The organism is Mangrovibacterium lignilyticum (assembly GCF_010882175.1).
Taxonomy (GTDB): Bacteria; Bacteroidota; Bacteroidia; order Bacteroidales; family Prolixibacteraceae; genus Mangrovibacterium; species Mangrovibacterium lignilyticum.
On record NZ_WKLH01000003.1, the window covers coordinates 412,231 to 433,954 of the forward strand.

The 21,724-nt window shown below is 42.5% G+C and carries 25 protein-coding genes; 7 read left to right on the forward strand and 18 right to left on the reverse strand.

The annotated features are described in order from the left end of the window. Nucleotides 1–19: 19 nt before the first annotated feature. From GJV22_RS15990 to pyrH, 12 genes are all read right to left on the reverse strand, one after another. Nucleotides 20–394 carry a hypothetical protein gene (locus GJV22_RS15990; RefSeq protein WP_163716071.1) on the reverse strand — a complete coding sequence of 125 codons (375 nt, stop codon included), beginning with the start codon at nt 392–394 and terminating at the stop codon, nt 20–22. A 1-nt stretch (nt 395) separates the two neighbouring features. After that, a complete protein-coding gene (locus tag GJV22_RS15995; RefSeq protein ID WP_163716074.1) occupies nt 396–614 on the reverse strand; it encodes an AtpZ/AtpI family protein in 219 nt (72 codons plus the stop codon). Then, nucleotides 586–1,014 carry a bactofilin family protein gene (locus GJV22_RS16000; protein ID WP_238480347.1) on the reverse strand — a complete coding sequence of 143 codons (429 nt, stop codon included), beginning with the start codon at nt 1,012–1,014 and terminating at the stop codon, nt 586–588. The genes GJV22_RS15995 and GJV22_RS16000 overlap by 29 nt, the downstream gene beginning before the upstream one ends. Nucleotides 1,015–1,085: 71 nt before the next feature. Then, nucleotides 1,086–1,553: a MaoC family dehydratase gene (locus tag GJV22_RS16005; RefSeq protein ID WP_163716076.1), complete on the reverse strand. Its 468-nt coding sequence runs from the start codon at nt 1,551–1,553 to the stop codon at nt 1,086–1,088. A gap of 24 nt (nt 1,554–1,577) precedes the next feature. After that, nucleotides 1,578–2,573, reverse strand: a complete 996-nt coding sequence (locus GJV22_RS16010) for a beta-ketoacyl-ACP synthase III (RefSeq protein ID WP_163716079.1) — start codon at nt 2,571–2,573, stop codon at nt 1,578–1,580. Nucleotides 2,574–2,813: 240 nt separating this feature from the next. Then, nucleotides 2,814–2,999 carry a 50S ribosomal protein L32 gene (gene rpmF / locus GJV22_RS16015; protein WP_163716082.1) on the reverse strand — a complete coding sequence of 62 codons (186 nt, stop codon included), beginning with the start codon at nt 2,997–2,999 and terminating at the stop codon, nt 2,814–2,816. A 12-nt stretch (nt 3,000–3,011) separates the two neighbouring features. Continuing rightward, nucleotides 3,012–3,548, reverse strand: a complete 537-nt coding sequence (locus tag GJV22_RS16020) for a YceD family protein (RefSeq protein ID WP_163716085.1) — start codon at nt 3,546–3,548, stop codon at nt 3,012–3,014. Nucleotides 3,549–3,670: 122 nt separating this feature from the next. Then, complete coding sequence (locus GJV22_RS16025; RefSeq protein WP_205461908.1) at nt 3,671–4,855, reverse strand: sensor histidine kinase; 1,185 nt, start codon at nt 4,853–4,855, stop codon at nt 3,671–3,673. 136 nt (nt 4,856–4,991) lie between these two features. Next, a complete protein-coding gene (gene dxs, locus GJV22_RS16030; protein ID WP_163716088.1) occupies nt 4,992–6,896 on the reverse strand; it encodes a 1-deoxy-D-xylulose-5-phosphate synthase in 1,905 nt (634 codons plus the stop codon). Nucleotides 6,897–7,007: 111 nt separating this feature from the next. Beyond that, nucleotides 7,008–7,790, reverse strand: a complete 783-nt coding sequence (locus GJV22_RS16035) for a histidinol-phosphatase HisJ family protein (protein WP_163716091.1) — start codon at nt 7,788–7,790, stop codon at nt 7,008–7,010. Nucleotides 7,791–7,968: 178 nt separating this feature from the next. Next, nucleotides 7,969–8,532 carry a ribosome recycling factor gene (gene frr, locus GJV22_RS16040; protein WP_163716094.1) on the reverse strand — a complete coding sequence of 188 codons (564 nt, stop codon included), beginning with the start codon at nt 8,530–8,532 and terminating at the stop codon, nt 7,969–7,971. 109 nt (nt 8,533–8,641) lie between these two features. Further along, nucleotides 8,642–9,352, reverse strand: coding sequence for a UMP kinase (gene pyrH, locus GJV22_RS16045; RefSeq protein ID WP_163716097.1), 711 nt, complete (start codon nt 9,350–9,352; stop codon nt 8,642–8,644). A gap of 180 nt (nt 9,353–9,532) precedes the next feature. On the opposite strand from pyrH, the gene GJV22_RS16050 reads away from it, so the two are divergent. The 3 genes from GJV22_RS16050 (at nt 9,533) to GJV22_RS16060 (ending at nt 12,336) form a co-directional block, all read left to right on the forward strand. Further along, nucleotides 9,533–9,796, forward strand: a complete 264-nt coding sequence (locus tag GJV22_RS16050) for a DUF4834 family protein (protein ID WP_163716100.1) — start codon at nt 9,533–9,535, stop codon at nt 9,794–9,796. A gap of 75 nt (nt 9,797–9,871) precedes the next feature. Further along, nucleotides 9,872–11,425: a glycine--tRNA ligase gene (locus tag GJV22_RS16055; protein ID WP_163716103.1), complete on the forward strand. Its 1,554-nt coding sequence runs from the start codon at nt 9,872–9,874 to the stop codon at nt 11,423–11,425. Nucleotides 11,426–11,862: 437 nt separating this feature from the next. Then, complete coding sequence (locus GJV22_RS16060) at nt 11,863–12,336, forward strand: hypothetical protein (protein ID WP_163716106.1); 474 nt, start codon at nt 11,863–11,865, stop codon at nt 12,334–12,336. Between the two features lie 78 nt (nt 12,337–12,414). Here GJV22_RS16060 and GJV22_RS16065 read toward each other — a convergent pair whose 3' ends face one another. The 5 genes from GJV22_RS16065 to GJV22_RS16085 are packed head-to-tail and all read right to left on the reverse strand — an operon-like array spanning nt 12,415 to nt 16,759. Next, nucleotides 12,415–13,338 (reverse strand): Gfo/Idh/MocA family oxidoreductase, encoded by a 924-nt coding sequence (locus GJV22_RS16065; protein ID WP_163716108.1) that lies wholly within the window; start codon nt 13,336–13,338, stop codon nt 12,415–12,417. Nucleotide 13,339: 1 nt separating this feature from the next. After that, complete coding sequence (locus tag GJV22_RS16070) at nt 13,340–14,650, reverse strand: nucleotide sugar dehydrogenase (RefSeq protein ID WP_163716111.1); 1,311 nt, start codon at nt 14,648–14,650, stop codon at nt 13,340–13,342. After that, the gene (locus GJV22_RS16075) at nt 14,647–15,216 is read right to left on the reverse strand and encodes an acyltransferase (protein ID WP_163716114.1); all 570 of its coding nucleotides are present in this window, start codon (nt 15,214–15,216) and stop codon (nt 14,647–14,649) included. The genes GJV22_RS16070 and GJV22_RS16075 overlap by 4 nt, the downstream gene beginning before the upstream one ends. Then, complete coding sequence (locus GJV22_RS16080; RefSeq protein WP_163716116.1) at nt 15,206–16,306, reverse strand: DegT/DnrJ/EryC1/StrS family aminotransferase; 1,101 nt, start codon at nt 16,304–16,306, stop codon at nt 15,206–15,208. The genes GJV22_RS16075 and GJV22_RS16080 overlap by 11 nt, the downstream gene beginning before the upstream one ends. Nucleotides 16,307–16,318: 12 nt before the next feature. Next, nucleotides 16,319–16,759: a hypothetical protein gene (locus GJV22_RS16085; RefSeq protein ID WP_205461909.1), complete on the reverse strand. Its 441-nt coding sequence runs from the start codon at nt 16,757–16,759 to the stop codon at nt 16,319–16,321. 142 nt (nt 16,760–16,901) lie between these two features. Between GJV22_RS16085 and GJV22_RS16090 the strand changes: the two genes are divergently transcribed. The 4 genes from GJV22_RS16090 to GJV22_RS16105 are packed head-to-tail and all read left to right on the forward strand — an operon-like array spanning nt 16,902 to nt 20,714. Then, nucleotides 16,902–17,798 (forward strand): glycosyltransferase, encoded by an 897-nt coding sequence (locus tag GJV22_RS16090; RefSeq protein WP_163716119.1) that lies wholly within the window; start codon nt 16,902–16,904, stop codon nt 17,796–17,798. 4 nt (nt 17,799–17,802) lie between these two features. Further along, a complete protein-coding gene (locus GJV22_RS16095; RefSeq protein WP_163716122.1) occupies nt 17,803–18,672 on the forward strand; it encodes a motility associated factor glycosyltransferase family protein in 870 nt (289 codons plus the stop codon). Between the two features lie 3 nt (nt 18,673–18,675). After that, the gene (locus GJV22_RS16100; protein ID WP_163716125.1) at nt 18,676–19,557 is read left to right on the forward strand and encodes an N-acetylneuraminate synthase family protein; all 882 of its coding nucleotides are present in this window, start codon (nt 18,676–18,678) and stop codon (nt 19,555–19,557) included. Continuing rightward, entirely contained in the window at nt 19,554–20,714 is a 1,161-nt protein-coding gene (locus GJV22_RS16105) for an acylneuraminate cytidylyltransferase (RefSeq protein ID WP_163716127.1), read from the forward strand. The genes GJV22_RS16100 and GJV22_RS16105 overlap by 4 nt, the downstream gene beginning before the upstream one ends. Here the strand turns inward: GJV22_RS16105 and GJV22_RS16110 are convergent. Then, on the reverse strand, nt 20,711–21,724 hold the full coding sequence (locus tag GJV22_RS16110) for a class I SAM-dependent methyltransferase (protein ID WP_163716130.1): 1,014 nt from the start codon (nt 21,722–21,724) through the stop codon (nt 20,711–20,713). The genes GJV22_RS16105 and GJV22_RS16110 overlap by 4 nt on opposite strands.

Here is a 21,724-nt window from a genome sequence, read left to right on the forward strand (position 1 = left end):
AATTAATCAGAAGTATCCATCATTTTTTTTGTTTTACTATTCGGGTAATCTCAACGATCTCTAAGGCCGAGAAACTCACGTAGATAACAAAGATGCTAACTAAGAAATCTTTGGCAGATTCGCGGTAGAACCAAATGTAGATAAGCGCTAAAATCAGGTACGTGAACATTTTTATCATGCTCAGACCTAGAAAAGCCGGGTTGAACTTGCGCATGTTTTTTTCCGTGGTTCTTAAGAGCAGATACTGAACAAAGTTCGAAGCCGCGAAGAAAATAGCGACAATTAAAATGAACAAGGGGATTTCGGATTTCGGGAAGACGAAATACAATAACAAATACTTCGTTAGAATGATAGCAACTGATAAGATACTTGTTTTCAGTAGAAAGCTTTTCATCTTAGTCTTTTTTTATAAAGTTTTTAATGGCGTATAATATTGCTCCAATAACGGAGAGAATCATCAAAACTAAAGTAAAGACCGGAAAACTCATTTTTAGCCATTCGTCAAGTTTGATTCCCGCAAACACTCCCAATCCCATAATAGCAATCATTTCGAAAGCCAGGCTTGAGTATCGAATAAATTGGTTATTATTTTTCGACGGTTTTAATTTTTTCATCTTTCAGTTGGTTTCCCATGGTGCAGTTACCAGAGAAAACAGATCCGGGCTCGATGCTCAGTTTGTCTGAGCTGATCTCACCTAAAACTGTTGATGTTGCTTTCAAAGTTATGAGTTGTTCAATCTTCATTTTTCCTTTAACATAGCCTGCAACTTCACAGTTTTTACAAAATACTTCACCGTTTACCTTGCCGGTATCGCCAATAACAACCCGACCGTTGCTGGTGATGTTGCCTGTCAGTTCTCCGTCGATACGAATATCTCCCTCCGACTTAATTTCTCCTGTTATTACCGTTCCCTTGCCAATCAGGTTGATAACCTGATTATTTACTTCGTTGTAGGTTTTTGCCATCTCTTTCTTTTTGTTTTTAAGCGTGACCAAATATAATAAAGGTTTCATTCTAATTAAAGAACGAAACCTTTCTATTTTGGGTATGTGATATGCTAAAGAAATTAGTCGGAGAGCAGTTTTTATTGGTTGAAATGGTAAAGGAAAATGGCTTCTCCTTCGAAGGCCGGTTTTTTGTTTCCTTCAATTTCCATCGAAACTTTCAGTTGCACCTTGCTTATTCCGCGAAGGTTGGCGATCGATTTCAACCATACATGTGTTCTGATTCGGCTGTTTACCAAAACAGGCTGACCAAATTTGAAATTGTCGATTCCGTAATTAACCAGCATTTTGAAATTTTCTACTTGTACAACCTGGTCCCACATGACAGGAAGAAGCGAGAGTGTTAAGTAGCCGTGAGCAATGGTGGAGCCAAAAGCGCCTTCTTTTTTTGCCCGTTCCGGATCCGTGTGAATCCACTGGTAATCCAGGGTGGCATCAGCGAATTTGTTAATTTGTTCTTGTGTCACCGTATGGTATTCTGAAACACCAAGTTTCTCTCCAACGAACTTTTCAAATTCCTCGTGACTTTTAATAATAAGTCGACTCATTTTTATGTGTTTTTTCGAATTAATTTAAGAGTTATAGGCCCATTTCAGATACACAGATCCCCAAGTGAAACCCGCACCGAAAGCAGCAAGGATGATGTTGTCACCTTTTTTTAGTTGCTTCTCATAATCATTCAAGCACAATGGAATGGTTGCGGCGGTGGTATTGCCATATTTCTGAATGTTGATCATGACCTGTTTCGGGTCAATCTTCATGCGACGGGCGACGGCGTCGATAATTCGCATATTAGCTTGATGAGGTACTAACCAGGCAAGCTTGTCCGGTGTGATTTGGTTCTTCTCCATGATTTCGACAGCTACATCGGCCATGCGCGAAACGGCATATTTGAATACTGTTTGTCCATCCTGGTGTACGAAATGCTCTCGGTTTTCAATGGTTTCAAAGGATGCCGGTCTTTTGGAACCTCCTGCTTTGATGTGCAGGTAATGGCGTCCTTTCCCATCGGTATAGTTAATGTGGTCAATTACACCTACATCTTCCAACGTGGGTTCCAGCAAAACAGCTGAAGCACCGTCTCCAAAAAGCGGGCAAGTTGAACGGTCGGTATAGTCCGTAATCGCACTCATCATATCAGCGCCAACGATGACCACTTTTTTATACTTCCCGGTCTCGACGAAACTCGCTCCCGTAGTGAGTGCAAAAACAAAACCGGAACAAGCAGCACTGATGTCGTAACTCCAGGCGTTATGCAAGCCTGCTTTACGGCAAATAATATTCGCAGTAGCTGGGAATGGGCGATCAGGAGTGATCGTGGCACAAATCAACAAGTCGATTTCTTCGGGCGAGGTGTTGGTTTTTTCAAGTAGTTCTTGAACAGCCGCAACACCCATATCTGAAGTAGCTTTTCCGCTTTCCTTTAAAATTCTTCGCTCTTTAATTCCGATTCTCTGCATGATCCACTCATCAGTGGTGTCGACCATTGAGCTGATTTCTTCATTTGTCAGCCTGTAGTCAGGCAAAAATGCACCAATACCAGTTATTGCTGCATGAATTTTTCCCATAATTCAAAATTTTACAACAACCCTAAATCGCAAAGAATTGGATTTTAGGATATAATACAAGGTTTTTGTAATCTAAAAAAGAGGTCGAAAGATAGAAGTAAAAAATTGAAGCGCAAAGAAAAAACTGCGCAAAAAGGGTAGGCTAAAACGTTTTAAAACAATTAATTAAAACGGTCGAAAATTTAATCTTTAGGACAAAAAAAGATCAGAAGAATTTTCTTCTGATCATCTTATAGAGAATTAAACAGTTACGCTCTTTTCAATTGCGAGTTTTCCTCTGTAGTAACCGCATTCGCCACAAACAGTGTGGTATTTTACAGTTGCTCCACAGTTTGAGCAAGTCGCCAACGTTGCAATTGTTGCATGGTGATGAGATCTTCTTTTATCTCTTCTAGCTTTTGATGTTTTGTGCTTTGGATGTGCCATTTTCTAAATTCTTTATTCGTTTCCTAATAATTTTTTCAAGTCATCCCATCTTGAGTCGGGTTTCTTTTCCGACTTCTTTGGGTTGTAAGCCATTTTCTTCAGTTTCTTCAGCATTTCCGGATTACAAAGACTATTACCGTCTTTATCATTCGGATGAACCTGCCGGATCGGAATAGCTAAAATAATAAAATCGTAGAGCATTTGTGCTACATTAACCAGATGGTCGTTGGTGCTTACCCAAATCACATCATCACCTTCTTCAAACTTGGATTCTCCATATTTAATGAAGACCTTATTATCGCTTGATACAGGTTGGTCGTACAGATCCAAACATCTATCGCATTGGATTTTAACTGTTCCTGAAACATGAAACCAAAGAACCATTAATGAACTCTGTTTTTCGAGGACGACTTTTGCTGTGATGTTGCCATCTTCAGCAATTCCACCGTCGAAATGGTCGAAGAACTTCTTATTGATCTGATAGTCAAACTCATGTGTTCCAAGAGCGAGACCTTTAAATGCAATATTATAAGTAGATAATCCAGCCATTGCTTCGAAAAAAGTTTTGCAAAAGTATAAAAAATATAGAAACGAAGAAAATTATATGATTTTTTTAACAAGGAAAAATGATTCTATTTTTCGGGAAGTCCAAAAAACAGAAATTCAGTGATTTATGCTTTTATGCTCTTGTTGAAAAAATCAACTTTCTTAAGGATGATCCGAAAGGTTGTTCCCTTGCCTAATTCTGATTGCTTGATGAAAATTTTCCCTTGGTGGTAATTTTCGACAATACGCTTAGCAAGTGACAGGCCCAGACCCCATCCGCGTTTTTTGGTTGTGTAGCCAGGATCGAATATGCTCTTGAATTGCGATTTGGGGATTCCTTTTCCGCTGTCGTTGATGTCGAAATAGATTTGTCCGGCATCATCTCTGAGCGACAAGGTTATTTTCCCGACATTACCCATCGCATCAATCGCGTTCTTGCAGAGGTTTTCAATAACCCAGCTCAAAAGTGCGGGGTTGTGCGGCGTTTTATAAATCTTATCGACGGGAAAATCCATGGTAAATTGCACCTTTTGCGAAGTTCTGCTTTGCAGGTAGGTTACTGTTGAAACGATTGTTTTCCGCAGGTCTTCAATTTGTAATTCCGGTTTGGAGCCGATTTTTGAAAAGCGCTCGGTGATTTTCTCTAGCCGGTTGATATCCTTTTCAAATTCGTTAATTAAATCCGGATTAATTTCCTGTGTTTTTAAAAGTTCGACCCAAGCCATCAATGACGAAATTGGAGTCCCTAGTTGATGTGCGGTTTCTTTCGACATGCCAACCCATACCTGGTTTTGCTCAGCTTTGCGTGATGAGTTGAACGTAAAGTAGGCCACCAAAATGAATAGCGTGATGACGCTAATTTGAATTAGTGGAAAATATTTCAGGTTCTGGAGCACTTTTGAATCGCGGTAGTAGATATGCTGTGTCTCGTGTTCTGAAACAATGATTTCAATGGAACTATTTTCCGAAATCATTTTTTGAAGTTCGTTTTGTAAGGTTTGTTCCTTCCGTTTTTCAGGATAGTCAATGTTTGCTGTCGTGATGATATTTCGGGCGCTATCCGTTAAAATGATTGGGATATCGGTGTTAGATTCCAAAATACTTAGCAGGAAGGACATATTGTCGTCCGGATCATCTACGGGGGAGATTAGCCGGCGCGTTGCTTCGGCCCACATAGAAACACTTTTTTGTTCTTCCTCGGCCATTTTTCGGGCAAGCCAGTTCGTGTACTGAAATGATGCCGCTCCGATAATAACTGCAATCAGTACCAATAATAGTTTCCAGCGACGTTTTTTCAGATAGGGTTCCAATATGAATGCAATTTAACGGGTTGGGCCGAATGATCGAAACAAGTTGTCCGGTGCCTTTGATAAAGCAGTCCTGCTGTCTTTTCGGCTGATAGATCGAAAACGAAGAATCCGCCGAAATAGTATGATCAAAGTACGATTATCCGTTCAACAAATCAAGGGCTGCCTGATTGATTCCATTTTGGTCGAAACCGCACTCGCGCATCAGTTCTTCCGGCGAGCCATGTTCCACGAACCGGTCAGGTACTCCGAGGCGAATGACTTTTGATGTATACTGATGGTCGACCATGAATTCGATTACAGCTGAGCCAAATCCACCTTGGATTGCTCCGTCTTCAATAGTGATAATTTTATCAAATTTCTTAAAGACTTGATGAAGCAGCTTTTCGTCCAATGGTTTTACAAAGCGCATGTCGTAGTGGGCAACCGAGTGTCCTTTTTTTTCGAGCGCTTTAATTGCACGCGATGTTTGAATTCCGGTTGTTCCGATTGACAGAATTGCTAAATCCGAACCTTCCGAAATGATCCGGCCTGTTCCAATTGGGATCGGCTCAAAAGGTTGACGCCAGTCGATTTGGCAGCCACAGCCTCTGGGGTATCGAATGGAGAATGGTCCCATGTTTTCCTGCTGTGCCGTGTACATGAGGTTTCGCAGTTCTATTTCGTCCATTGGCGCTGATACGATCATGTTGGGGATGTGGCGCATGTAGGCCATATCGAAAACACCGTGATGCGTGGCTCCATCGGCACCAACAAGGCCACCACGATCCAGACAGAAAACGACGTTCAGATTTTGGATGGCAACGTCGTGAATGACCTGATCGTATGATCGTTGCATGAATGTAGAGTAGATGTTGCAAAACGGTACGAGGCCCCGAATAGCCATACCTGCCGAAAAAGTAACAGCGTGCGGTTCGGCAATACCGACATCGAAAGCGCGATCCGGCATTTTCTCCATCATGATATTTAAAGAGCTACCGGTTGGCATAGCCGGAGTAACACCAACAATTTTTTCGTTTTGTTCTGCCAGTTCCACCAATGTGTTTCCAAAGACATTTTGAAACTTGGGAGGCTTATTCATAGCGCACTCACAATTCAGAATTTCTCCGGTCACTTTGTCGAACTTTCCGGGTGCATGAAATTCTGTTTGGTTGAGTTCGGCTTGCTTAAAACCTTTCCCTTTTTTTGTTAGAACGTGCAGCAGTTTTGGGCCTGGGATTTCACGCAAATCCTGCAACACTTTTGTGAGATATTTGATGTCGTGTCCGTCAATCGGACCAAAATACCGAATGCCCAAACTTTCAAATAAGTTTGATTCTTTCAGCAAGGCAGATTTTAATGCACCCTCTGTTTTTTGAACCAAGCGACGTGCTTTCGGGCCGAAACCGTTTAGCTTCCCCAGTCCATCCCAAACTTCTTGTTTAAGTTTGTTATATGATTTCGATTTTGAAATATTCAGTAAATAGTTGCTCACACCTCCCACATTGGGGTCGATGGCCATGTTGTTGTCATTCAGTATAATGAGGACGTCTGAATTATTGACGGCAGCATTGTTCAAGCCTTCAAAGGCCATTCCTCCGGTCATGGAACCATCGCCGATAACGGCAACAATTTTTCGATTTTTATCTTTTTGCAGTGATGCGGCAGCAGCCATTCCTAATGATGCAGAGATAGACGTGCTGGCATGACCAACGCCAAACGTGTCATATTCGCTTTCGCTTGGTTTTGGGAAGCCGCTAAGCCCGTTGTATTTCCTGTTGGTGTGAAACAGATCTCTGCGCCCCGTTAGGATTTTGTGACTGTAGGCCTGGTGACCAACATCCCAAATAAGCATGTCGTAAGGCGTTTTGTACACATAGTGCAGGGCGACTGTTAATTCAACAACCCCAAGACTGGCGCCAAAATGTCCCGGATTATTGGACACTTCATCGATAATAAATTGCCTAAGCTCCTCACAAACAACAGGTAGATCTTCCGGTTTTAGTTTTCTCAGATCATCCGGACTGTTGATCTCTTTTAGCAGTTTACCTGCGTATTCTTCCATGTAGCCAAAATTAGAGCTCAAATATACAATTTATCATTTATGCAACCGCTTTGAAATGTCAGTATTGAGGAATCGGCGGGGATTAGGGTTTTTAGTGAACTACCCTAATAATCATATTTTGAGTGTATTTCGTTCCCTGGCTTGAAAAGTAACCAGTTCTTCAAACCCCACTTTTTGTAGCAGGTCTACTGCAGTTTTGAAATGTCGGGCAACTTGGTCAGTTCGGTGCGCATCCGACGTCAAGGTCATTGGGATGTGATGGTGATAGCAGCGTTCTACGATGGATGGGGCCGGTGTAAATTCGGCGCAAGGACGATCGACTCCCCCGGTGTTTAGTTCCACGACCAGGTTATTTTCTTTGATGATTTTAAGCGTGTCCTCGATTAAAGGTGATTGATCCGTTTCCGGATAAATTCTGAATTTCTTGATTATATCCATGTGACCGATGATATCGAACAGGCCTGAACGCGCGGCTTTTTGAATCAGGTCGTAATACATCTTATATAAGTGGTCGTTCGACCATTTGCCGTAAAGTGATTTGTCAGTGTCGAAATTCCAATCTCCTATAAAATGAACCGATCCGATGACATAGTCCAGGGGAAGGGAACTGATCACTTTGCTGATCTCGTCTTCCATCCCTTCCAGATAGTCCATTTCTATTCCGAATTTTACTTTTATTTGACTTTTGTAGCGTTCGCGGAGAATTTCTATTTGTTCGACCATAACCGGAAGATCAACAGCGGAGATTGCCCAGTTGACAGGTTTGAGGCAGAGGTGGTCGCTGAATCCAACTTCATCAAGGCCTTTTTCAATGGCGGCCAGAATCATCTCTTCATAATTATTCTTCCCGTCTGAAAGAATACTGTGCATGTGGTAATCTGTCATTCCTAGCATAGCGCTGAATAATTCGGTTTAATTGTATTCGACCCTAAAATAGTCAAAGTAAATGCAAAAGGAATGGATAGGGGGAGTTTTCTGTTGATTGAGGGCAAAAAAAAGGCAGCTTCAATAAGCTGCCTCAAAGCCATGAAAACAATTAAACAATGTTCAGAAAACAGAAAACTAGAAACAATTATATTGTAAAAATCTCTTGATTTTTCTTCTCAAGTGCGCTGTCAACTTTTTTCGAAAATTCGTTGGTCATATCCTGAACTTGCTGTTCTGCATCTTTTTCCAAGTCTTCCGATAATCCGTTTTTCAGCATTTTTTTCAATGTTTCGTTGGCGTCTTTTCGAGCCGAACGAATACTTACCTTCGCATTTTCACCTTCGGCGTTCGCCTGCTTCGCAAGTGTTTTACGTCTTTCTTCCGTAAGTGGCGGAACCATAATGCGAATAATCTCACCGTTGTTGTCCGGGTTAAAGCCCAGATTTGCGTTCATTATTGCTTTTTCAATTTCACCAATTAGGTTTTTTTCCCAAGGTTGAATGGCAATTGTTCTCGCATCCGGTGTGCTAATGTTCGACACTTGTTGCAAGGGAGTCGCGCTACCGTAGTAGTCTACTGTTACTCCGTCAAGCATTCTGGTCGACGCTTTTCCTGCACGGATATGAATTAGTTCAACTTCTAAGTGATCGATAGCCGAAGCCATCTTTTCTCTACATAAATCTAATATCAGTTCTACTTCTTCTTCCATAAAAACAATATGGTCTGTTCATCTATCTGTGCTGTCAGCAAATATAGAAAAATTTAAAGAATATTAAAATTCATTAAAAATTTTCGCAGATAAAATGAACAGTGTTATTTTATAAATGGACCAGAGTCCCAATGTTTTCGCCTGTTATAACTTTTTTCAAATTTCCTTTTTTATCCATGTTGAAAACAACAATCGGCAAGTTGTTTTCTTTACACATGGTGGTTGCTGTCAAATCCATCACCTTAAGTCCACGATGGTAGATCTCGTCGAAGGAAATTTTATCAAATTTTACAGCTTTCGGATCTTTTTCCGGATCAGCTGTGTAGATACCATCCACACGGGTTCCTTTTAGCATCGCATCTGCTTCAATTTCAATTCCTCGAAGCGATGAGCCGGTGTCGGTCGTGAAATAAGGGTTTCCGGTTCCGGCCGAGAAAACGGCCACTTCGCCCTTCTCCAACGTTTCAATTGCTTTGTCTTTTGAATAAAACTCACCAACCGGTTCCATGCGGATCGCTGTTAATACCCGCGACTTTACGCCAACGGAAGTTAATGCTGAATTTAATGCCAAGCTGTTTATTACTGTTGCCAGCATGCCCATTTGGTCACCCTTTACACGGTCGAAACCGTTGGCAGCACCACTCAGGCCTCTGAAAATATTTCCGCCACCGATGACAATACCAACTTGAACGCCTAAATCGGCGATCTCTTTTATTTGTTCGGCATAGTCAGCCAGCCGTTGCTGGTCGATACCATACTCTTGCTCACCCATTAAAGATTCGCCGCTCAGTTTTAATAGTACTCGTTTGTATGCCGTCATTGTTGTTTGTTTTATGCAAAAGTATGAAAATAACTAAAAGTGAAAACGTACCGTTTGTAACTTTTCTGTCACTTTTTATTTCCTTCTTATGCTTGTGCTAAATGCGTTTGATTATTTACAGTCATCAATTTACGTTTCGTAATTAATTATTACTTTTACAGCCGCTGATTTTCAATAGCTATGGTAACATTAAACGTGATTTTGTTTTTGGTTGGATTTTTACGCACGCTTTTTATTGTCGTTGTGTTTTATTACTTGTTTCGTTTTCTAATCAAGCTGTTTGCACCGTTATTTGGTTTTCAGGCAGTGAATAAACAACCAGGACAGAAAAGTAGAAAAGAGGAGCGCCGTGAAGGCGAGGTGAGGGTTGAAAATCCCAGAAATCAACAATCCAATATTTCCCGGGATGAAGGAGAATATGTGGATTTTGAAGAGATTGACTAGATTTTCTTGAAGATACACTTAGTATATACATAGACCAAAAATTAATTTTCAATAGCAAATAACGCATTAGATAGTATGGCTCAGGAAGACATTTTTAAAAAGCTGGTTGCCCATTGCAAAGAATATGGATACGTGTTTCAGTCGAGTGAAATTTATGACGGACTTGGCGCGGTGTATGATTATGGGCAAAATGGAGTAGAATTAAAAAACAACATTAAAAAATATTGGTGGGACAGCATGGTGCTTTTGCACGAAAATGTGGTTGGACTCGATTCAGCTATTTTTATGCATCCGACTATTTGGAAAGCCTCGGGTCACGTGGATGCATTCAATGATCCTTTAATTGACAATAAAGATTCGAAGAAACGCTATCGTGCCGATGTCTTGATTGAAGATCAATTGGGCAAGTACGAGGAGAAAATGAATAAGGAAGTTGCTAAAGCTGAAAAACGTTTTGGCGATTCGTTCGATGAAAAGCAGTTTCGTGAAACCAATCCCCGTGTTATCGCAAACCAGGAAAAATGGAACACGCTTCACCAACGCTTTTCTGATGCTTTGAATGCAGGTGATCTTGCAGAGTTGAAGCAGATCATTGAAGATGAAGGAATCGTTTGTCCACTTAGTGGTAGTCGCAACTGGACCGATGTTCGCCAGTTCAATCTGATGTTCTCGACCGAGATGGGGTCGACAGCTGAAGGTGCTGCCAAAATTTATCTTCGCCCGGAGACAGCACAAGGGATTTTTGTAAATTACCTGAACGTGCAAAAGACGGGGCGCATGAAGATTCCATTTGGAATTGCCCAAATCGGAAAAGCTTTCCGTAACGAAATAGTTGCCCGTCAGTTTATTTTCCGGATGCGCGAGTTTGAGCAAATGGAAATGCAATATTTTGTCAAACCTGGTACAGAGCTGGATTGGTTTGATAAATGGAAGGAAACCCGCATTAGCTGGCACCGTGCTCTTGGTTTTGGTGATGAGAACTACCGTTTCCATGTGCACGAGAAATTGGCGCACTATGCCAATGCGGCTGTCGATGTAGAGTATAAATTTCCATTCGGGTTTAAAGAGGTGGAAGGAATTCATTCGCGTACAGATTTTGATTTGTCACAGCACCAAAAATTCTCTGGTAAAAAAATTCAGTATTACGATCCGGAGTTGGGCGAATCTTATGTGCCTTACGTTGTCGAAACGTCGATTGGTGTCGACCGGATGTTTCTGCAGGTTGTAGCGGCCTCTTATTGTGAAGAAGAATTAGAGTCGTCAAACGGGCAGAAAGATACCCGCGTGGTGATGAAATTGCCTGCGGTGTTGGCTCCGGTGAAACTGGCAGTCATGCCGTTGGTGAAAAAAGACGGACTTCCGGAAAAAGCCCGCGAAATTATCGATGAACTGAAATTTGATTTCAACTGTCAGTATGATGAAAAAGACAGTATCGGTAAGCGTTATCGTCGTCAGGATGCGATTGGTACACCTTTTTGTGTGACGGTTGATCATCAGAGTCTGGAAGACCAAACCGTAACGATTCGTTATCGGGATACGATGGAGCAGGACCGGGTTGCAATCACCGAATTGAAAAGCATTATTGCTGAACAGGTCAGTTTTAAAGAGCTTTTTGCTAAGTTGAAATAAGTATTACAATCATATGTTTCTATAAAGGCTCCTTTCGGGAGCCTTTTTTTTGTTTAGATGACACCGTGTGCTTTCAAATTGTAAGTTGGTGTGTTGTTGTGACCTGTTTTTAGATGTTTTTGAGGGGTTTAATTTTTTGTGTAGAAATATAATATCAGGTAATTGGTTGTTTGTGAGGTGTTATCGCATTTGTTTGTATTGAAATGTGCTAAAAAGCATATAAGTTTTTGTTTGTAATTTGCCGATTAGTTTTGTCGTATTTTTATGCCTCTAAATGTGGTTTTTGCTGATAAAACAATGAAAAACACTGATTTTACTTACGAATTGAAAGTATGCTTCTTTTTAACAAAAGTGAAAGCTGCTTTTTGTCATCTTTCTGCAGTTTATAGCGGTATATTTTTGCTACCGTTATCATAAACAATTTTAAAATCGATGACATGAAAGTAAAACAATCATTTTTAAGCTTAATCCTTGTTGCGCTGGTAGTAGTGGCAACAAATTCATATGCTTCTTCCTATGAAGCATTCAATGATACGTATAGAATTTCTACGGAAGATGTTGCTGTTTCAAGCAAAGATGTGGCCAAGTGTTGGAATATCGTTTATGGCGATTCAAGCCGCCCGGTAAAAGTATTCCTGAAACAGACTAAGAATGGCGATGAGTACACCGTGCGCAGCAGCTATTTCGAAGTTAAGTATGTGAACGGAGCCAAAGGTTTTGGTGTTCGCGAACTGAGAGGTTCAGAACAAAAAGTCCCTGCAGATTTAAACTACAAAGTTTTAAATAACGTGAATTTAAATAGTCAGAAAATCATAAGCGGTGCAAAAGTTGCCGATGGTCAGGTGTTGGAAATGATTGCCGACTTCCTGCCGGAATTGATCAACGACGAATTTAAAACGATATTGAATTAATAGTTTTAATAATTCAAACAGCATTATTATTGACCGTCACGCCCCCACGTGACGGTTTTTTTTGTGTTTGTGGGGTACTTATTTTTCCAAAAGCGGGTGATAGTCGTTTGTTAGTCCGGTTGGCGGTGAGTTTCTAATCTCGTGGGTTAGCAGAATGCTTGGCTTGGCGACCGTCGGTTTAAAGCCATTTCCGCACAGGATTTGCTCGTAACTTTTGGTGTGCAAATCGGTAAAGCCGTCGCTAAACTCAAATTCTTCACCATTTAATTTTAACGATCGATAAGTTCTCTTGCCCGATTGCTGGATTTCAGATGGTATATCGTTGTCATCCAAACTCAGATACCACCTGATGTTTGCTTTTTTGAGCTGGAGGACACCCGCTGCTTTATTGTTATCATTCAGATGGACCTGGCTTTTTTCAGTATCCCCGAAAATCCATAAAAGGGCATCGAAAAAGTGAATACCAATGTTGGTGATAATGCCGCCCGATTTTAGGTCGTCACCTTTCCAGCTTTCGAAATACCATTTCCCGCGAGAGGTAATATAGGTCAGGTCAATGTCGTAGATTTGAGTTGGCGGTGCTTCCTCAATAGCCTTTTTTAAAGCTTGAATAGCCGGATGAAGTCGTAGCTGCAAGATACTGTAAGCCGCTTTCCCACTTTGTTCCTGCGCTTTTTCAATGGCTTCAAATTCGCCGGGATGCAGCACCAACGGTTTTTCGCAAATAACATTCGAACCGGCGTGCAGTGCTGATTGGATGTGAGCGGCATGCAAAAAGTTGGGAGTGCAAATGCTGGTATAATCAACCGGATGTTTGCTGATATAATTTTCGAACGCGCCAAGATCGGTGTAAAATTCTGCGTTGGGAAAATAGTTGTCCAATCTTCCAACAACGTCGAAGGGGTCGGTGGCTGCGATGAGTTGATTGCCGGTTTCCTGAATTGCTTTTAAATGTCTTTCCGCGACAAATCCAGCCGCGCCTATTAGGGCAAAGTTTTTCATTTTAAAGTTTGTATACTTTTTCAGAGGGTTCTTGAATTGCGTTCCTCAAATCTACAATCAACAAAGAGTTATTCAAAATAAAGGAGGGGTCAAATGCATCGTGATTTGTGCAAATGACTACGCAGTCTGCATTCTGAAGCAGTTCCATGCTTATTTCCCGGGACGAAAATAACTGTCCGCTAGGCGTTTCTATCTTGGGAATGAACGGGTCGTGGTAGAGAATATTTCCGCCTTTTTTTATCACTTCCTCCATAATTTTTAGTGCCGGAGATTCCCGGTAGTCATCAATGTTGGGTTTATAGGCGACTCCGAGGAACAGGATATTGCTACCATTGATTGCCTTTTTGTGCTGGTTTAATGCCGAAGTTACTTTAATGGTCATCCGATGCGCCATCATATTATTAATATGTCCGGCAGTGTTAATCAGGCTAAGGTCGAAGTTGAATTTCCGGGCAATGTATTCCAGGTAGAAGGGGTCGAGAGGAATGCAGTGGCCGCCGATTCCCGGTCCCGGATAGAAGGTTTGAAAGCCATATGGTTTTGTTTTAGCAGCTTCGATAACCTCCCAAATATTGATGTCCATTTTCCCGCAAAGAAGCGCCATTTCGTTGATCAGGCTGATGTTGACCAGGCGGTACGTGTTTTCCAATATTTTCACCATCTCGGCAACCCGGGGGGAGCTTACCGGGTGAACAGCATCGATTATTTTTTTGTAGATAGCTTGTCCGATTTCCAGTCCGTCATCGGTTAGTGCGCCAATAACCTTGGGCGTGTTGCGGGTCAAAAATTCAGCATTGCCCGGATCTACCCGTTCCGGCGAGAAAGCGAGCCAAAAATCTTCGCCGTGCTTCAATTTCGATTTTTCTTCAACCAGCGGTAAAATGAAATCTTCGGTGGTTGTTGGGTAAGTTGTGCTCTCGAGGCAGATAAATGTGCCTTTTTTCAGGTTGTCGGCGATCGCTTCGCACGAATCCCGGATGTGGCTCATGTCGGGCTTTTTAAAGACATCAAGCGGTGTGGGTACACAAATGAAAATCGCGTCGCAGGCCGAAAGTTCACTGAAGTTAGCACTGGCCCGAAGCTTTTCCGTCCTTATCAGCCGCGAGAAATCCTCGTTGTTTAAATCCTGAATATAGTTTTGTCCCGCGTTGACTTTGGTGATCCTTTCGGCTGATTTTTCAAAGCCAATGACTGAGATGCCCGCGGAGGCAAAAGCTACAGCAAGTCGTAAGCCGATTTCGCCCAGACCGATTACGCCGATCTGTTCTTCGGATGCTGCTATTTTTTGTAAGATGTCGTTTTTCAAACTCATTTGTCCATTAAAACTAAGTTGCCCCCAACCAATTGGTATTGCTCGCCGGTCTCGGGGCATTTAAGCGTTTCGTCCAGTGTTATTCCTGTGCGGCTTACCCAGCCTTCGTGTTTGGCTGGATTTCCCATCATCAAAGCGTTGGCTTTTACATTTTTAGTAATCACTGCTCCGGCGCCAATTAGCGCATATTGACCAATTGTGACGCCGCAAACAATCGTTGCATTGGCGCCGATTGTCACCCCTTTTTCGACTAAAGTTTGCTGAAACGTGGATTTACGTTCGATAAAAGCTCTCGGATTTTTCACATTGGTGAATACGCAGCTTGGTCCGCAAAAAACATCATCTTCCAAAATAACGGCATCATAAATACTCACGTTATTCTGAATTTTCACGCCGTTGCCAATTTGCGCTTTTCCGCCAACAAACACATTTTGGCCCAAAATGCAATGCGTACCGATTTTCGCTCCGCTCATGATGTGGCAGAAATGCCATATTTTGGAGCCATCACCAATTTGTGCTCCCTGGTCGATGCAGGCCGATGGATGAATGAAAATGTTATCCTTCATGCGCCAAAAATTCGGTTAGTGATTGTGCAATGTATTGAATTTCTTCTTCAGTAAGAAATGCATGCATGGGGAGCGACAGCACGGTTTCCGCCAAAAGCGAGGAAACGGCAAAGGTTTCGCCCGGATCAACCAGATCAGCAAATAACTTCTGATGGGGCAACGGAATCGGATAATGGATGGATGTCGGAATGCCTTTGGTTTTTAAATAGGCTTGTGCCTGGTCGCGGTCGCCCAGGCCGATGGTGAATTGTGCCCAAACGCTTTCCCGGCCATCCGCAATTTCCGGAATGAAAATACCTTCGGGCAAAAATGCCTTGTAGTGACTAGCTGCTTCCTGACGCGCTGCGATTTCCCGGTCGAGGTGGCGTAGTTTTACGCGGAGAATCGCTGCCTGAATCGTATCGAGGCGCGAATTTAAGCCAAGCAAGTTGTGATGGTAACGCTCTGTTTGCCCGTGCTGCCGAAGCGCTTTTATTTTCAGTGCAAGGTCGGGGTTGTTGGTGAAAACGGCTCCTCCATCGCCATAACAGCCGAGGGGCTTCGACGGGAAAAAACTGGTTGTAGCAAGGTCGGTCATGGAACATGATTTTTGTTTCAGGTAGCTCGCACCGAATGACTGCGCTCCGTCCTCGATGGTCCATAAACCATACTTTTCAGCCAGCTCTTTTATCGGGTTGAAATCGGCGCATTGACCAAACAGCGAAACCGCAATGATCGCTTTGGTGCGGGAGCTTATTTTAGCCTCGATCTGTTCAATGTCAATGTTGAAATCCACGGCCGAAACGTCGACGAAAACCGGCGTGGCGCTCAGCATGCGAATCTGGCTGGCCGAGGCGATGAAGCTAAAGGCCGGGCAAATGACTTCTTCGCCGGGTTGTAAGTCCAGGGCCATCAACGCGAGCAAGAGCGCATCGGTTCCCGAGGCACAGCCAATAGCATGTTCTACCCCCACATAAGCGGCCAGTTCCTGCTCAAGCAGGTCAACCTGTTCGCCATTGATGTAGTTTGACGAGCGCAACACATGCTGAATGGCTTCATCGATTTCGGTTTGATAGGTCGTGTATTGTCGTTGCAGGTCGTTGAATTGCATAGGAGAATCGTTTTAAAGGGTTGGTGAATGATCTGCAAGGATTAGTGAATCATTTGCAAGCATTAATGAGTCATCTGCAGGGATTGGTGAATCGCCTGCAGGAGTCAATGAAGCATCTTCAAGAGTTGGTGAATGATCTGCAAGGATTAGTGAATCATTTGCAAGCATTAATGAGTCATCTGCAGGGATTGGTGAATCATCTGCAGGAGTCAATGAATCATCTGCAAGAGTTGGTGATTGAGCTGCATCGATTCGTGAATCGTCCGCAAGGGTTCGTGAATTGATGGATGAAATAGATGACTCGCCCGGCAAAGTCTTCAGGTCATCCGACAGGCTTTGAAACTTGTTTGCAAGAAGCCTTGCATCATTTGCAGCCGTATTTCCCGGGTCCGTAAACGGATGGGAATCATCTGCAGCGGGTAATGTACTGTGAGTTTTTGCCGGTATTTGCATTTCGCCAAAAGTAACTGAATTCGGATTTTAAAAGTAACAGTAAAACCGGAAAATCGGGCATGAAGGATGGTTTGAAATGTTGGGGGCCTGGCAGAATGAGAATTCTTTTGATTATTTTACCTTTGGCAATCAAATTGAATTCATGGTTAGCATTATTGTCTGCACATACAACCGCGAGAAATTTATCGGACAATGCCTCGATTCTATTGCCCGGCAAAGCGCTTCTTCTGATCGCTTTGAACTCATCTTTGTTGATAATAACTCAACAGATCGGACGGTGCAGCTGTTTAACGACTTCAAGCTGAATAATCCGGAGCTTAATTGCCGGTATTTTTTAGAGTTGAATCAGGGGCTTTCGTATGCGCGGAACCGGGGGATCGCAGAATCGAAGGGCGATGTTGTTGCCTTTTTGGATGACGATGCGATTGCCTGTGAAGACTATGTTTCGAAGTTGGAGACCGTATTCGCTCAGTCGGAATACGGAGCTGGCGGCGGTAAAATTTTGCCCCGTTGGGAAACGTCCCGGCCCGATTGGATGGGCGACTTTTTGCTTCCCTTAGTGTCGGTTATTGATTTGGGGAACCAGCAAAAGGAATTTCCGGTGCGTAAATACCCGATTGGTGCGAACATGTTTTTCAGACGTTCGGTTTTGAAGAATGTCGGCGATTTTAACACCCAGCTGGGGCGTGTCGGAAAAAACATGATGGGCGGTGAAGAGAAGGATATTTTCAACCGAACCCGTGCAGCAGGTGTAAAAATCGGCTATTTCCCCGACATTGACGTGCATCACATTATCCCGCAGGAGAGAACCACCGAGGCGTTTATTCGGAAACAAGCGTTGGGCATTGGTTCGAGTGAATCGGCACGAACGCGCACGTCGTTTTTCGCCTACCTGAACAGACTGGTGACCGAGCTTTTCAAATGGGGCGCCACACTCTTGATTTCTTTGTATTATCTTGCAACTTTCAATTTTAGCAAAGCCCGCATGTTGTGCCGATTCCGGTTTTGGGTGACAACCGGGCTAATTACTAAGCAATAAAAGAATGCTGAGCATACTATTATCCATACAGAATTTACTTCAGAACCTTACAAGTACCATAGCCTCGCTTGTTAAAGTGCTGGTATTTTCGAAGAAACCCCAACGCCTGTTGAAACCTCAAAACGATCAGGTTGTTGTATTGGCGAACGGGCCATCGCTAAACAAGATGATTGATGAAAAAAAGGAATTTCTGAAAGGGAAAGATCTGGTTTGTGTCAATCATTTTCCATCGACAGACTATTATACCGAGTTGAAGCCTCGCTATTTAGTCTCGTCGGCACCCGATTTATGGCGCGAGGATATTGAGCCATTTTACATGGAGCAAAGTGAGAGGCTTTTTAAAAATATTGCAGAACGGACTTCCTGGGAACTTATTTTCTATTTTCCGTTTGAAGCCCGCAAATTTCAAAAGTGGCAACGTATATTAGCTGAGAATTTGTTGATTAAGGTTGTTTTCTATAACACAACTCCGATTGAGGGATGGCGTTGTTTCCGGCACTTTATTTTTCGGAACAATTTGGGAATGCCCCGGCCTCATAATGTTATCGTGCCATCTACCTTTCTGATGATTAACAGTGGGTATCGTGAGATTTACTTGTGGGGAGCCGACCATTCCTGGTTGAAAGATATTTCGGTTGACGAAAGCAATAATGCGCTAATCAACCAAAAGCATTTTTACGACGAGCAAACATCAAAAGCAAAACCGTTGGACTGGAAAGGTGTGGGTGCCCGGAAATTGCACGAGATACTGTATAAATTTATGACTGCTTTTGCGAGCTATTTCGTTATCGACGAGTATGCCAAAAGCCGAAATGTTCATATAATCAATAACACGAAAGGGTCGTTTATCGATGCTTTCGAAAGAGAAACTTAAACAATGAAAGAGTTTGTTTACAAACCGGTAAAAGTGATTGCTGAAATCGGATGCAACCACAAAGGCGATATGGAAATTGCCAAGGAATTGATTCGCATGGCCAAGATTTTTTGCAATGCGCATATCGTCAAATTCCAGAAACGAAATAACAAGGAGTTATTAACCGAAGAACAATATAATGCACCTCACCCGAATCCTGCCAACGCGTACGGAGAGACTTATGGTGCGCACAGGGAATTTCTGGAATTCAGTTTTGAGCAGCATGCTGAATTGAAGGCTTACTGCGATGAAATGGGGATTGAATATTCGACCTCGGTGTGGGATTTAACTTCGGCGAAAGAAATCACGTCCATCAAGCCCCGGATGATTAAAATACCGTCGGCTTGCAACAATAATTTCGAAATGCTGGGGTGGTTGTGTGAAAACTTTCAGGGGGAAATTCACTTGTCGACCGGGATGACTACAAAGGATGAGATTGAGGAGATTGTTAGCTTCTTTGAAAATAAAGCGCGAAACAAAGATTTGGTCTTGTATAACTGCACATCTGGCTATCCGGTTCCATTCGAAGATATTTGTTTGCTCGATATTCTTTCCCTGAAAGAAAAATACGGTTCGCGGGTGAAGGAAATCGGGTTCTCGGGTCACCATCTGGGTATCGCCGTCGATGTGGCGGCTTACGTATTGGGCGCGACCTATGTTGAGCGTCATTATACCTTGGACCGCACCTGGAAAGGAACGGACCATGCTGCCTCGTTGGAGCCACAGGGAGTTCGGAAGTTGGTTCGTGACCTCGAAGCGGTTCGAAAATCGCTGACGCATAAACAGGAAGATATTCTGGATATTGAAAAGGTTCAACGAGACAAATTAAAATACCGAAAGTTATGAGTACGATTGCCTTTGTTCCTGTGCGGAAGGGGAGCAAATCGATAAAGAATAAAAATATCAAAGATTTTCACGGTCGTCCGCTGGTATTTTGGGTGTTGAATGCCTTGAATGCGTGCCCCCAAATTGATCAGGTGTATCTGGCAACCGATGGCGATGAAATAGCCGAAGTTGTTGAGACCTTTGGACTCAGTAAGGTCAGCATTTACCGGCGCAGTGCCGAAAATGCTTCCGATGTTGCTTCAACGGAATCGGTGATGCTTGAATTCATTGAACAGGGACAACTGAAGCCGGATGACGTTTTTGTTTTAGCACAGGCAACATCACCGTTCACTCAGGCGAACCATTTTCAGGAAGCTTTGGCGCAGTTTGATGCTTCAGGCGCTGACAGCCTGCTTTCTGTTGTTCGGCAAAAACGGTTCTACTGGAATACAGATGGTACTCCGTCAAATTACGACTACGCGAACCGTCCCCGTCGGCAGGATTTTGATGGGATGTTTATGGAGAATGGCGCATTCTATATTTCAGCGGTTAAGAATATTGTTGCTGCAGGAAATCGCTTGAGTGGAAAAATTAGTTGCTATGAAATGCCTGATTACACTGGACTGGAGCTGGATGAGGAAGTTGATTGGGCGATCGGTGAGGTCTTGATGGCCAAATATTATCAGTTCAGAGAAACCTCGGATTTTTCACGAATCAAGGTGGTTCTTTCTGACGTTGATGGCGTGCTGACTGATGCCGGCATGTATTATTCGGAATTGGGCGATGAGTCTAAAAAATTCAGCACTTACGACGGAATGGCTTTTCGTCTGATGAGGGAGCGCGGAATAAAAGTGGGGATCGTAACAGCTGAGAAGTGTGAATTAAACCGACGGCGAGCCGATAAGCTGAAACTTGATTTTCAGTTTCACGGTGTTAAAAATAAAGTGTCGGTTGTTGAAAGCATCGTTGAGATGCTCGGTGTTAGCTGGGCCGAAGTTGCCTACGTTGGCGACGATCTAAATGATGTTGAAGTCCTCAGCAAGGTCGGATTTCCTGTTTGTCCGGCCAATGCCCAGAAAGAGGTATTGAAAATCCAGGGTATTCTGAAATTAAAGAGTAGAGGGGGAGAAGGGGCCATTCGGGAATTTTATGAGGAATCAATCTCAAATATTTGTTAAAATTGTTTGCATTTAATTGATTTGAGGATCAACGCAACTTTCATTTTAATTGTGCTGATTTTAAAAGGGAACATAGATTTAAATCTCTCTGTTTTTGAAAGATAATCTATAATAGGTTTGTATTCATTCATAAGTGGCTGATTATCTTGATCTTGTCCTTTTGTGAAAATGCATCGAACAAATTCGTCACCAATTATTAGATTAAAGCAATGCTTTTTAAATAAGTTCAGTAGCGAATTTTGGCTAAAGTGAAAAGTGTGTGCATTCTGAAAATAGAGTAATGCATCCATTTTGTACGATCTGTGGATGTTTTGTATCCCAGGTACTTCTATGTAGATTATCGTTTTGCTAGAACATATTTTTTTAACTTTTTTTAGTTCTAAATTCAAATCAAGAATATGTTCCAAAACGTGCGAGTATATTATTACATCTGGAGTGAAGCCATCAGGTAGTTTATCCAATGTTCCATATCGAAGATCTAGTCCGAAATTGTCTCTTCCAAATTGTAAGTATTGCTCATCCAAGTCCAAGCCAAGTACATTGCAGCCATTTTCTTTAAAGAATAATAATATTCCTCCTGCCCCACAGCCTATTTCAAGAATATTCAAACTTCGATTTTTTGGGGTAGGTAGATATTGACCTACATATTTATATATTCGTTTGCCTCTCTCATAATAGCTATAAAATACCGCCGTATTTGGAGCATTTCTTCCGCCGTATAATTTCCGATATTCACTATTGTAGAACTTACTATACGATTTTTGTGTCATTCGAGGATTTGTATAAACGAGGCCACAATTTTTACAAATCACAACTTGGTGGGCTAGTCCATACCTATCCTTTTGTGTTAGGATTTCGAAATTATCGGAGTTGCAAATCTGGCAGTTTATATTCTCAAATTTGTATCGGCCTTTGTTGATGTTTTCTTCTATCTTAACCTTAGAGGCTAATTGGATTTGATTTAGTCTAAGGTGGGGGGCACCATCGTATTTAAAACGTTTTGAAATCAT